The organism is Sphingopyxis sp. JAI108 (assembly GCF_013410105.1).
Lineage (GTDB): Bacteria > Pseudomonadota > Alphaproteobacteria > Sphingomonadales > Sphingomonadaceae > Sphingopyxis > Sphingopyxis chilensis.
This window is the reverse complement of record NZ_JACCCJ010000001.1, coordinates 1,859,532-1,872,163: the sequence shown is the minus strand read 5'-3', so window position 1 is coordinate 1,872,163 and position 12,632 is coordinate 1,859,532. Positions and strand designations below refer to the sequence as shown.

The window sequence follows — 12,632 nt, the reverse complement described above, 5'->3', positions numbered from 1 at the left end:
CCTAATCGTCGAAACCTACGAACCGCACCGCCTCGTCGACGCCCTTGCGGTTCGACACCACCGCATTGGCGGGGAAATCGGCATCGGGCCAGCCCATTGCGACGCAGATCATGATGACCTGATCGTCGGGGATGCGGGCATGTTCGCGGACGACGGGGCTTTGCATGATACCCTGGCTGTTGATGACGCAGCCGAGCCCGCGCGACCAGGCGGCGTTGACGAGCGCATTGGTGACGGCGCCGCAATCGAAGGGCGCGATGTCGCTCCCGAGCAGCACGCGGTCATAGGTCACGACGATGCTGACGGGTGCGTCGAACTGGCGGAAACCGCGCAGCACCCAATCCTGGCGCGCGTCCTTGTCGTCGCGCGCGATGCCCATCGCGCCGAAAAGCTGTTTGGCGATCTCGATCTGGCGGGCACGATGGTCGTCGGCGATGCCATCGAAGCGGCGGAACTCGCGGCTGTCGGGCTTGCCCGCAAGGATTCCTTCGGTGTTGCCGTGGCGGATCGCCGCGAGCGGATCGCCGGTGACGACCGAGAAATTCCAGCACTGATTGTTGAACGACGAGGGCGCGCGCATCGCCACCTCGAGGATTTCGGCAATTACCGCTTTCGGAACGGGCTTGTCGAGGAAGCCGCGGATCGAGCGGCGTCCGACGACGACCTCGTCATAACCGGGTGCGGTCGTCACGCAGCCTTCTGGAGCTGCAGTTCGAGCCGATCCCAGATTTCGACAAGCGCGTCGGTCAACTCGCGCATCATCGCTTCGTCATGCGCCGGACCCGGCGTGAAGCGCAGGCGTTCGGTACCGCGCGGCACGGTCGGGAAATTGATCGGCTGCACATAGACGCCATATTCGGCGAGCAAAATGTCGCTGATCTTTTTCGCGCGCACCGGGTCGCCGACCATCAGCGGGACGATATGCGTCGTCGAATCCATCACCGGCAGGCCCGCATCGCGGAAGCTCTGCTTGAGATAGGCGGCGGCCGCCTGCTGCGCCTCGCGCTCGACGCTCGACGATTTCAGGTGGCGTACGCTGGCGAGCACGCCCGCAACCAGCACCGGCGACAGGCTGGTCGTGAAGATGAAGCCCGGCGCGTAAGAACGGATCACGTCGATGATATTCTTGTCGGCGGCGATATAGCCGCCCATCACACCGAACGCCTTGCCGAGCGTGCCTTCGATGATGGTGACGCGGTGCGCCGCCTCGTCGCGGTCGGTGATGCCGCCGCCGCGCGGGCCATACATGCCGACGGCGTGGACTTCATCGCAATAGGTGAGCGCGTTGTATTTTTCGGCGAGGTCGCAGATCGCGTGGATCGGGGCGACGTCGCCGTCCATCGAATAAACGCTCTCGAACGCGATCAGCTTCGCCGCTTCGGGATCGTCCTCGGCCATCAGCTCTTCGAGGTGGGCGAGGTCGTTGTGGCGCCACACGCGCTTTTCGCAGCCCGAATTGCGGATGCCCGCGATCATCGAGGCGTGGTTGAGTTCGTCCGAATAGATGATGCAGTTCGGCAGCAGCTTGCCGAGCGTGCCGAGCGTCGCCTCGTTCGAAATATAGCCCGAGGTGAAGAGCAGGGCGCCTTCCTTGCCGTGCAGGTCGGCGAGTTCGGCTTCGAGGTCGATGTGATAATGGGTGTTGCCGCCGATGTTGCGCGTGCCGCCCGAACCGGCGCCGACGTCGTGCAGCGCCTCTTCCATCGCGGAGACGACCTTCGGATGCTGGCCCATCGCCAGATAGTCATTCGAGCACCACACCGTGATCGGTTTCGGCCCGTTATGCCCCGCGAAGCAGCGCGCATTGGGAAAAGACCCGCGGTTGCGCAGGATGTCGATGAAGACGCGGTAGCGCCCTTCTTCGTGCAACCGGTCGATGGCGCGTGCGAAAATATCGTTATAGTTCACGTCTCAGCCCCGCAGTCAGGTGCCAATTCAGGCCATTGGGCCGCTCCCTCCGGCGGCTATTAACATGCGGGCCAATAACGCCGAAAAGCGCCAAAGGCCAGTGCGAACGATTCGCAGCATTGGGGCAAATTGTCCTATCAGATCGTCTCGATCGATCCGATGCCATAGGGCGCCAGCGCGACGAGCGGTGGCGGTGGACGATCGTCGCTGCGCGTGAAGACCGCGATTCCGGGCGCAGGAGCATCGGGCCATCGTTGCCCTTCGGTCAGGCAGGCGATCCGCCGCGCGATGCCTGCCGCGCCGTCGATCAGGCGAACGGCGGGACCCGCCGCGGCCTGCAATTCGTCGCGCAGCAGCGGGAAGTGCGTGCAGGCGAGGACGATGACGTCCATGGCATCGCCGCCGGGTTGGTCGCGCAGGCCCGCAATCGCGCGCGCAATCACCTCGGGATCGATCGCCTCGCCGCGCAGCCTGGCTTCGGCGCCGGTGACGAGCCCGGGGCTGCCGTGGCGCAGTACGATCTTTCCAGCGGCGAAGCGGGCGCTCAGATCGTCGACATAGGGCTGGCGAACCGTCGCCTCGGTGCCGAGTACGCCGATGACGCCGCTCCGCGTCAACTCGGCGGCCGGCTTGATCGCGGGCACGGTGCCGACGATCGGCAGGTCGAGCGCGGCGCGGACGTGTGAAAGGGCGATCGTTGAGGCTGTGTTGCACGCGATCACCGCAAGCCGTGGCTGATAGCGCTCGACCAGACGGCCGAGCAGCGCGGGCACCCGCGCCGCAAGTTCCTCGTCACTTTTCTTGCCGTAAGGCAGGCCGGCATAGTCGGCGGCATAAACGATCGGTGCGGTCGGCAGCAGCGCGCGCGTTGGCCCGAGTACGGTGAGACCGCCGAGGCCGCTGTCGAAAAAGAGGATGGGAGCGTCGGCGGCGGGAAGCATGTCCCGCGCCTAGCAGCGCGGCCCTCGCCGCTCAATGGGCGAGCTATCGATCCATTTTGGGAGCGATCGGGTTCGAATCCGTTGATTGCTTTCGCCAACGGCGGCACATAGGCCGAAACGGAGCGGGGTTTTCATGACGATATTCTTGCTGGTCGCCTTCGGCTATTTGCTGGGCTCGATTCCTTTCGGGGTCATCCTGACGCGCCTTTTCGGTGCGGGCGACCTGCGCCAGATCGGGTCGGGCAATATCGGCGCGACCAATGTGCTGCGTACCGGACGCAAGGAGCTGGCGGCGGCGACCTTGATCCTCGACGGCGCGAAAGGCGCGGTTGCCGTGCTGCTCGCGCGGCATTTCGTTCCGGAACTCGGCGAACATGCCGCGATGATCGCCGGCGCCGCGGCGATGATCGGGCATTGCTATCCTGTATGGCTGCAATTCCGCGGCGGGAAAGGCGTGGCGACGCTGCTGGGGCTGGCGCTGGCGCTCGCCTGGCCCATCGGGTTGGTGTTCGCGGTCGTATGGCTCGGCACGGTCTTGCTTTTGCGCATCTCGTCGCTCGGCGGGATGCTGGGGGCGGTGTCGGCACCGGTCGCTGCGCTGGCGTTCGGCTATCCGGTATATTCGATCGGGCTAGCGGGGCTCGCGGTGGTCGTGCTGTGGCGGCACCGCGAGAATATTGCGCGGCTGCGCGCCGGGACCGAACCGCGCGTCGGCGCCAGCAAGGAGCATGTGTGACCCACGCCGAGCGGCTGGCGCGGCTGCGGCTGATCCGAACGCCGCATGTCGGACCTGTCAGCTGGCACCAGCTCATGTCGCGCTTCGGGTCGGGCGTGGCGGCGCTCGAGGCGTTGCCCGACCTTGTCCTGCGCGGTGGAGCGGGCAAGGCGCGCATTGCGGCCCCCGAGGTCGCCGAGCGCGAAATCGAACGTGTGGCGGGCTTGGGCGCTCGCCATGTTTTCAGCGACGAGGACGAATATTCGCCAATGCTGCGCGAGGTCGAGGGCGCGCCGCCAGCCGTGATCGTGCGCGGCGACACGGCCATGCTCCGGCGACCATGCGTCGCGATCGTCGGTGCGCGCAATGCATCGGCGATTGCGTGCCGTTTCGCACGCCAGCTCGCAGCCGATCTTGCCACGCGCGACGTCACGGTGGTCAGCGGGCTGGCGCGCGGGGTCGATACCGCCGCGCACATCGGCGCGCTTGGCGGCGCGACGGCGGGGGTGATCGCGAGCGGCATCGACATCGCCTTTCCGCCTGAAAATGCCGCGCTTCAGGAAAAGATCGCGAGCGACCAGCTGCTCATCGCCGAACAGCCGCCGGGCGCGGAGCCGCTCGCGCGTCATTTTCCCGCGCGCAACCGGGTCATCGCAGGCATCGCCCACGGGACCGTGGTGATCGAGGCGGCGCCGAAATCGGGGTCGCTGATCACGGCTCGGCGCGCCGGCGATTACGGACGCGAGGTGATGGCGGTGCCGGGCTCTCCGCTCGATCCGCGCGCGCAGGGCTGCAACCTGTTGATCCGGGAAGGCGCGACTTTGATCCAGACAGTCGACGACGTGATCGAAGCGGTCGGACCGATCGACGCGCGGATGGTCCGCGAGCCGGTGCAGCGCTTCACGCCGGCCGCCGCACCGGCGGACGCGGGAGAGGGCGAGCGCCGGTCGCTGATCGACCTGCTCGGCCCGACGCCGGTCGCGGTAGACGAATTGGTGCGACAATCGGGGCAGGATGCCTCGACGGTGCAACTCGTGCTGCTCGAACTCGAACTCGCGGGCCGCGTCGAGCGTCATGCCGGGGCGAAGATCTCGCTCGTGTGATAGCCGCCGCCGCACCAAGCCATCAACGTCTCGTCGCGGTTCAGCCACGGTTCAGCGGCCGAGCCACAGGCTTGTGATATTGTATCACATGCGGGGAGATTGTGGATGCGAAGCCGGTTCCTGACAGGCGTCACGATGTTTGCCATGCTGGCCTCCGCGCCGGCACCGATCCCCCTCGCGATGGCCCAGTCGCGGCCTGCACCCGATCAAGGTTTCTGTCGCAACGCCGCTCCCTTGCCGCAGCTCGCTCCCGAGGAGCGGCCGCAACAGCAGCAGCACGCCAGCCTCCACAAGACGCGGGGCAGCGCGGAGCGCGACCGCGAGGAGGCGATGCCGGTCGAAGCCGCTCCGCCGTCACCTCCTCCTCCTCCTCCGATGGCACCGCCGCCTTCGTCCTATTCCGGCGATTCCGCCGATGTCGCGGTGAGCGGGTCGCGAGCAGTACCCGGCGATGCCTCGGTCGAAGCACTGCCGCCGCCGCCCGCTTCGGCCGTGCCGGAGTCATCCTCGGACTTTTCGCGCGTCGTCCCGGCAATCGTGCCTCCGCGTCCCTATCCGCAGCCGCAGCCGCAATCGGGCATTTTGACCGCAGGCGAACATGACGATCTGCTCAACCCCGAACTTTATGCGGCCTACGTCAACCGCAGCGGCGATCTGGGGCAGGAGGTGCGGAACCTGCCGCGCGTCGATACGACCCGCGTGGTCACCGTAAAGGTCAATGACCGCAGCGGCCAGCCGATCGCCTTCGCCGACGTCACCGTGACGTGCAGCGACGGCAACAGCATCACGATGGCGACGCAGGCCGACGGGGGCGCGGTCTTCTTTCCCGGGCTAGACCGGTTGAGCGAACGGATCACGGTTTCGGCGCGGAAGGCCGGCCGCGCGATCGCGAACGCCCGGCCCGTGCTCGTCTCCGACGCTCCCGGAGGCCAGCTCGTTGGCCTGACCGCAAATCAAACGGCGTCGAAAGTGACGAAGCTCGACTTGATGCTCGTCGTCGACACGACGGGCAGCATGGGCGACGAGATCCGCTATCTGCAGGCCGAGCTCCGCTCGATCATCGGCGCGATTACCGCAAAGCATCGCGATCTCGACATCCGCATCGGGTTCGTTTTCTATCGTGACCTCGGCGACGAATATGTGACGCGTACCATCGCATTCGACCGCGATATCGGGCGCGTGCAGGGCGCGCTGGCGCGGCAGAACGCCAACGGAGGTGGGGACTATCCAGAGGCGATGGACCAGGCGATGATCCGCGCGGTCGGTCAGGACTGGCGCCCCGATGCGGTGAAGTCCCTGCTGCTCGTCGCCGACGCGCCGCCACACGACGACAAGTTCGGGCGAACATGGCAAGCCGCCGAGGCGGCACGCGCCAAGCGCATCCACGTCACGCCGGTTGCTGCCTCGGGTGTCGCCGACAAGGCAGAATATGCGATGCGCGCGATGGCGGCGGCGACCCAGTCGCGATACCTGTTCCTGACCGACGACAGCGGCGTCGGCAATCCACACGCGCCGCCGGCGATCGACTGCTATCTCGTGACCAAACTCGACGCGCTCGTCCGCCGTGTGATCGATAGCCAGATCAGCGGCCGCCGCATCGAGCCCGACGATCAGGAAATCATCCGCAGCGTCGGCAAATATGACGCCGGCAAATGCATCCTGCCCGCCGATTTCAAATGGCAGGACGGGTAGAAAATCCCGCTTGACGGAATCAAGCTATCCCCGCCACCCTCGCGCGTACATGTGAGAGCCGGTGACGGGGATAGTTTTGAATGCAATTGGTAATTGTTGAATCGCCCGCCAAGGCGAAGACGATCGAGAAGTATCTCGGTCGCGATTTCAAGGTTCTGGCATCCTATGGCCACGTTCGCGATCTGCCGCCGAAGGACGGCTCGGTCGATCCCGACGACGGTTTTGCGATGCAGTGGCAGCTGTATCCCGACAAGGCGAAGCGGCTGAAGGAAATTTCGGACGCGGCGAAGGGCGCCGACCGCCTGATCCTGGCGACCGACCCTGATCGCGAGGGCGAAGCGATCAGCTGGCATGTGCAGGAATTGCTGCGAAGCAAGAAGGCGCTGCCCGCATCGGTCGACCGCGTAACCTTCAACGCGATCACCAAGCAGGCGGTGACCGACGCGATGGCGCACCCGCGCGCGCTCGACGACGATCTGATCGACGCCTATCGCGCGCGTCGGGCACTTGACTATCTCGTCGGTTTCACCCTGTCGCCAGTGCTGTGGCGCAAGCTGCCCGGTGCGAAATCGGCGGGACGCGTCCAGTCGGTCGCGCTGCGCCTGGTGGTCGAGCGCGAGCGCGAGATCGAGGCCTTTGTTGCGCAGCAATATTGGTCGGTGACGGGCTTGTTCGAGATGGGCGGGACGCCGTTCAAGGCGCGGCTTTCCCGTTGGAAGGGCGACAAGATCGAGCGGCTGACGATCACCAACGAAGCCGACGCGCGCGCCGCCGAAGCCGATGTGAACGCGGGCCATTTCACCGTCGACACGGTTGAGACCAAGCCGCTGACGCGCAACCCGCCGCCGCCCTTCACGACGTCGACCTTGCAGCAGGAAGCGGCGCGCAAGCTCGGCTTTTCGGCCAGCCACACGATGCGGATCGCGCAGGCGCTCTATGAAGATGGCGCGATCACCTATATGCGGACCGACGGCGTCCAGATGGACCACAGCGCGATCAGTGCTGCCCGCAAAGCCATCGCGACGCGCTACGACGGCGGCTACGTCCCCGACCAGCCGCGGCAGTATCAGACCAAGGCGAAGAACGCGCAGGAAGCGCATGAGGCGATCCGTCCGACCGATTTCAGCAAGGACAAGGCGGGAAGCGGCGACCATGCGCGGCTTTACGAACTGATCTGGAAGCGCGCGCTCGCGAGCCAGATGGCATCGGCGCGGCTCGAACGCACGAGCGTCGACCTTTCCGACGGCACCGGCAAGACAGTGATGCGCGCGACGGGCCAGGTGGTGAAATTCCCGGGTTTCCTTGCGCTTTATGACGAGGGCCGCGACGATAGCGCGGACGACGACGACGCGCGCCTGTTGCCCGCGATGGCAAAGGGCGACGCGCCCGCGAAGACCGGCGTCGAGGTCGAAAGCCATGAGACGCAGCCGCCGCCGCGTTATTCGGAAGCAAGCCTCGTCAAGAAGATGGAAGAGCTCGGCATCGGGCGTCCGTCGACCTACGCGTCGATCCTGCAAGTGCTGAAGGACCGCGCCTATGTGACGGTCGAGAAGAACCGCTTCATCCCCGAGGAGAGCGGACGGCTGTTGACGGCGTTCCTCGAACGCTTTTTCGAACGCTATGTCGGTTACGACTTCACCGCGGGCCTCGAGGAAGAGCTCGACGACGTCTCGGGCGGCCGTGCGCAGTGGCAGGCGGTGCTCGAACGTTTCTGGCGTGACTTCAAGCCGCGCACCGGCGAGGTGATGGAGCAAAAGCCGTCGGAGATTACCGCGGCGCTCGATGAGTTCCTCGGCCCCTATCTCTTTCCCGACAAGGGTGACGGCAGCGACCCGCGCATCTGTCCCAATTGCGGCACCGGCAAGCTGGCGCTGCGTGGCGGCAAGTTCGGGCCGTTTATCGCGTGCAGCAATTATCCCGACTGCAAATATACACGCAAGTTCGCGCAGCCCGGCGGAAGCGACGGGGCTGACACCGGGCCCGAAACGATGGGCAATGATCCGGAATCGGGGCTGGAAGTGACGAAGCGCAGCGGACGCTTCGGGCCGTATATCCAGCTCGGCGACGGCAAGGAGGCGAAGCGTTCGTCGATCCCCAAGGACATTCCGGGGGAGGATTTCGATCTTGATTATGCGCTGCGGCTTTTGAGCCTGCCGCGCGAGGTCGGCGTGCATCCCGAAAGCGGCAAGCCGATCATGGCGGGGCTGGGGCGCTATGGTCCTTATCTGCTCCACGACGGCAAATATGCGAAGCTGACGGGCACCGCCGAAATCTTCGACATCGGCATGAACGCCGCAGTCGTCCGCATTGCCGAAGCTGCGGCAGGCGGCGGGCGCGGGCGGACCAAGGCCGAACCGCTCAACACCTTTGGCCCGCACCCGACGAGCGGCGGTGAGATGAAGCTGATGGAGGGGCGCTTCGGCCCCTATGTGACCGACGGCACGACCAACGCGACCTTGCCCAAGACCGCCGACCCCGCGACACTGACGCTCGAAGAGGCGATCGCGCTGATCGATGCGCGCGCGGCAAAGGGGCCTGCGAAGGGCAAGAAGAAGGCGGCGCCGAAGAAAAAGGCGCCCGCGAAGAAAGCTGCGGCGAAGAAGGCGCCTGCCAAGAAGGCGGCCGAGTGAAATTCCTTCGTCATTCCCGCGAAAGCGGGAGTGACGAGGGTTAGAGCGGCTTAACGCTCGGCGTTTCCGAAGGCGTGAAGCCGTGTTATCTTGGCGCATCGGGGAGACTTGTCCATGCGCCACCTGCTTGCCGCCGTCCTGCTCGTCATCCTGTCGGCGCTTTCGTTCCCCGCGGCCGCCCAGCCGTCGCAATATCTGATCTCGGCCGCTCCGATGCAGGACACGCCACCGGGCGTGCAGGCATGGCGCGTGCAATATTGGACGAGCAATGGGAGCGGCCAGCGCTTTGCCGTCACCGGCATCGTCGCCGCGCCGATGGAGGCGATCCCGCCGCGCCCGCGCCGCGTCATCGCCTGGACGCACGGCGCATGGGGTGTCGCCGAAAAATGCGCACCCTCGATCAGCCCGAATTTCTTTGCCGCGACGGCGGGCATTGATGCGGTGCTACGCGGATATGTGGTCGTCGCGCCCGATTATATCGGCCTTGCGAGCCCGACGATGCATCCGTTTCTCGTCGGCCCGGACACCGCGCAGTCGGTTCTGGACGGGTTGCGTGCTGCGCGCGAAATTCCCGGTGCGGCTGCCGGCAGCGACTTTGCGGTCTGGGGTGAATCGCAGGGCGGTCATGCGGCGCTTTGGACCGCAATGGCCGCGCGTTCCTACGCCCCCGACTTGCGGCTGATAGCAACCGCGGCGGCTGCCCCGCCGACCGATCTCGCCGCCAATTTGCGCGAGGGCAGTGACAAAAACGCGCGCGCGCTGCTCTTGTCCTTCGCGCTGCACAGCTGGTCGACGCTATACGGATTTTCGCTCGATTCGATCGCCAACCGCACGAACCAGGGCATTATTCACCGGCTCGCCGAGAATAATTGCGTGAGCTTCGACAAGAAGCCGAAGCTCGGTACGATCCTCGGAATCCTCACCATCGCCCGCGCGACCAAAAATAGGGATATCGCGAAGATCGAGCCTTTCGGCTCCTTCGCGCGCGCCAACAGTGTCGATCCTGCGCGTGTGCCGGGTCCGCTGCTGATCGCACAGAGCCGCAACGACACGATCGTCGCGCCCACGGTCACGCGCAAGTTCGCGAAGGCCGTGTGCAGGCTCGGCACGCCGCTGCGCTGGATCGACATGACGGGCGATCATGGCGCGAGCGCGAAAGAGAGCGCGCAGGAAACGATCGGCTGGATCACCTCGCGCTTCGACGGCAACCCGCCGCCGAATGATTGCCGGCGGATTTAGTCGACCCAATCAAGCCCCATGTCGCGATAAACGCTGCGGTCTTCATCCCAGTTCGCCTTGACCTTGACATGCAGGAACAGGTGGACCTTGCGACCAAGCAGTTCGGCCAGTTCGGCGCGCGCCTTGCTGCCGATTTCCTTGATCCGCTCGCCCTTGTGGCCAAGGATGATCGCGCGCTGGTTGTCGCGCGCGACGAGGATCTGCTGGTGGATTTCGGCGCTGCCGTCGGGGCGCGTCGTGAATTTTTCGGTCTCGACGGTTGATTGATACGGCAGTTCCTCGTGGAGCTGGCGATAAAGCTGCTCGCGCGTGATCTCTGCGGCGAGCATGCGTTCGGGTGCGTCGCTGACCTCGTCCTCGGGGAAGTGCCAGTGCCCCTCGGGCATCAGTTTCGCGAGGTGCGCCTTGAGTTCGGGAACGCCGTCGCCGGTGCTCGCCGAGATGAAGAAGGTTTCGTCGAAGGCGACGCGCTCGTTGAGCTGCGTCGCGATCGTCAGCAGCTTGTCCTTCTTGGTCAGATCGACCTTGTTGAGGACGAGAAACTTCTTCTCGGGCCGCCCCTCGATGCCCTGCAATACGCGCTCGGCACGTTCCCCGAGCTTCGCTGCTGCATCGATCATCACGAGGATCGCCTCGGCCTGGTCGAGGCTGTTCCACGCGGCGGCAACCATTGCGCGGTCGAGTCTGCGGGTGGGGGCGAAAATGCCCGGCGTGTCGATCAGGATGATCTGCGTCTCGCCGTCCATCGCAACGCCCATCAGCCGGGTGCGCGTCGTCTGCGCCTTGGGACTGACGATCGCCACTTTCTGCCCGACGAGCGCGTTGACGATCGTCGATTTGCCCGCGTTGGGCGCGCCGACGACGGCGACAAATCCGCAACGATGGGTCATATTTTCATTCCTTCGAGTTCGGCGAGCAGAGCTGCCGCCGCAGCCTTTTCGGCCGCCTGTTTCGATGCGCCCTCGGCCTCTGCCCGGGCCAGTTTTCCGACGCTGACCGCGACGCGAAAGCGCGGGGCATGGTCGGGGCCTTCGCGCGCGACGATTTCATATTCGGGCGGGCGGCGTTTTCGCGCGAGCGCCCATTCCTGCAGCGCCGCTTTGGGGTGTTTGGGCGCCGCCTGCTGCCCGGCGATCATCTCGTTCCAATGCGCCAGGATGAACGCGCGAGCGCCCTCCATCCCCTGATCGAGATAGAGCGCACCGATCAGCGCCTCGATCGCGTCGGCGGCAATATTGTCGCTGTAGCGCCCACCGTCGTTGCGCGCCTGCGCGCCGAAACGGATCAGCGCCGTCAGGTCGAGCTTGTGCGCGATAGCGGCGCAGGTCGCACCCGAGGCGAGCACATGCAGGCGCGACGACATCTCGCCTTCGCTGGCGGAGGGAAAGCGCGTGTAGAGTTCGGACGCGATGACGAGCCCGAGCACCCGGTCGCCAAGAAATTCGAGCCGCTGATAATCGGCGCGCCCGGTGCTGCCGTGCGTCAGAGCCAGGTCGTAAAGCGCCGGGTCGTCCGGGCTGCAGCCGATGATCCCGGCGAGCGCCCCGGTATCGAGTGGGTCGCTCAAAAACCTTCCCCGATTCGTCCCCAGCGCGCGGCGGTGAACCAGCTGATCGGGTTGATCCAGCTTGCCGACCCGTCGGTCGAGAACATCCCGACCAGCGCGTGGCCGACCAGATTTTCCTCGGGGACGAGGCCGATGCCCTGATTTTCCATCGCGGGGAAACGGCTGTCGGCGCTGCGATCGCGGTTGTCGCCCATCAGGAACAGATGCCCCTCGGGCACGACGACGAGCGGGGTATCGTCTTCCGGGATCGTCGTGATGTCGAGGATCGCGTAGCTCTTGCCGCTGGGCAGCGTTTCCTTGAACTGCTTGTAGCGGCACTGGCGTTGGCCGTCGGCGGCAAGCTCTTCGAACTCGGGCGCGTAACAGGGCAGGGTGCCCGTCGCGCGCGAGGCCTCGATCATGTTGGGGGTCACCGGGATGACGAAATCGGACATCGCCTCGCGCTGAAGCGGCTTGCCGTTCAGCCACACGATGCCGCCCCTCACTTGCACGCTGTCGCCCGGCAGGCCGATCACGCGCTTGATATAGTCGTTGTCGTTGACCGGCGGCGCCTTGAACACGACGACATCGCCGCGCTCGGGCGTGCGGGGAAATATCCGCCCGGGGATCAGCGGCGCGCTGAATGGCAGGCTGTATTTCGAATAGCCATAGGCCATCTTGTTCACGAGCAGATAATCGCCGATCAGGAGGCGCGGCTGCATCGATTCCGACGGGATATTGAAGGGCGACAGGAAAAAGCTGCGGAAAATCAGCACCGCGATCGCGAGTAGCGCGAGGAAGCGGACGGTATCGACCGCCTCTTCCTTGGCGGACACCGGCGCGGGAGTCGGGGCTGGC

General features: G+C 65.5%; 11 protein-coding genes. 5 read left to right on the top strand and 6 right to left on the bottom strand.

The genetic code is table 11. From position 1 onward, the window contains the following. Position 1 precedes the first annotated feature (1 nt). The 3 genes from HDC29_RS09070 to murI form a co-directional block, all read right to left on the bottom strand. Positions 2 to 691, bottom strand: coding sequence for a nitroreductase family protein (locus tag HDC29_RS09070; RefSeq protein ID WP_179496373.1), 690 nt, complete (start codon positions 689 to 691; stop codon positions 2 to 4). Further along, a complete protein-coding gene (gene hemA, locus HDC29_RS09065) occupies positions 688 to 1,908 on the bottom strand; it encodes a 5-aminolevulinate synthase (protein WP_179496371.1) in 1,221 nt (406 codons plus the stop codon). Before hemA ends, HDC29_RS09070 begins: the two co-directional genes overlap by 4 nt. Before the next feature lie 137 nt (positions 1,909 to 2,045). Continuing rightward, positions 2,046 to 2,849 (bottom strand): glutamate racemase, encoded by an 804-nt coding sequence (gene murI, locus HDC29_RS09060; RefSeq protein ID WP_179496369.1) that lies wholly within the window; start codon positions 2,847 to 2,849, stop codon positions 2,046 to 2,048. Positions 2,850 to 2,982: 133 nt separating this feature from the next. On the opposite strand from murI, the gene plsY reads away from it, so the two are divergent. The 5 genes from plsY (at position 2,983) to HDC29_RS09035 (ending at position 10,228) form a co-directional block, all read left to right on the top strand. Further along, on the top strand, positions 2,983 to 3,585 hold the full coding sequence (gene plsY / locus HDC29_RS09055) for a glycerol-3-phosphate 1-O-acyltransferase PlsY (RefSeq protein WP_179496367.1): 603 nt from the start codon (positions 2,983 to 2,985) through the stop codon (positions 3,583 to 3,585). Next, positions 3,582 to 4,667, top strand: coding sequence for a DNA-processing protein DprA (gene dprA, locus HDC29_RS09050; RefSeq protein ID WP_179496365.1), 1,086 nt, complete (start codon positions 3,582 to 3,584; stop codon positions 4,665 to 4,667). The genes plsY and dprA overlap by 4 nt, the downstream gene beginning before the upstream one ends. 105 nt (positions 4,668 to 4,772) lie before the next feature. Continuing rightward, positions 4,773 to 6,359 (top strand): VWA domain-containing protein, encoded by a 1,587-nt coding sequence (locus tag HDC29_RS09045; RefSeq protein WP_257018129.1) that lies wholly within the window; start codon positions 4,773 to 4,775, stop codon positions 6,357 to 6,359. Between the two features lie 80 nt (positions 6,360 to 6,439). After that, positions 6,440 to 8,989, top strand: a complete 2,550-nt coding sequence (gene topA, locus HDC29_RS09040; RefSeq protein WP_179496363.1) for a type I DNA topoisomerase — start codon at positions 6,440 to 6,442, stop codon at positions 8,987 to 8,989. 114 nt (positions 8,990 to 9,103) lie between these two features. Then, the gene (locus tag HDC29_RS09035) at positions 9,104 to 10,228 is read left to right on the top strand and encodes a lipase family protein (RefSeq protein WP_179496361.1); all 1,125 of its coding nucleotides are present in this window, start codon (positions 9,104 to 9,106) and stop codon (positions 10,226 to 10,228) included. On the opposite strand, the gene era is transcribed toward HDC29_RS09035, so the two are convergent. Genes era through lepB form a run of 3 tightly spaced genes read right to left on the bottom strand, consistent with a single transcriptional unit; the run spans position 10,225 to position 12,610 of the window. Beyond that, on the bottom strand, positions 10,225 to 11,118 hold the full coding sequence (gene era / locus HDC29_RS09030; protein ID WP_179496359.1) for a GTPase Era: 894 nt from the start codon (positions 11,116 to 11,118) through the stop codon (positions 10,225 to 10,227). The two genes, HDC29_RS09035 and era, sit on opposite strands and share 4 nt — an antisense overlap. Continuing rightward, a complete protein-coding gene (rnc, locus tag HDC29_RS09025; RefSeq protein WP_179496357.1) occupies positions 11,115 to 11,795 on the bottom strand; it encodes a ribonuclease III in 681 nt (226 codons plus the stop codon). The genes era and rnc overlap by 4 nt, the downstream gene beginning before the upstream one ends. Beyond that, positions 11,792 to 12,610: a signal peptidase I gene (gene lepB, locus HDC29_RS09020; protein WP_179497406.1), complete on the bottom strand. Its 819-nt coding sequence runs from the start codon at positions 12,608 to 12,610 to the stop codon at positions 11,792 to 11,794. The genes rnc and lepB overlap by 4 nt, the downstream gene beginning before the upstream one ends. Between the last annotated feature and the right edge of the window lie 22 nt (positions 12,611 to 12,632).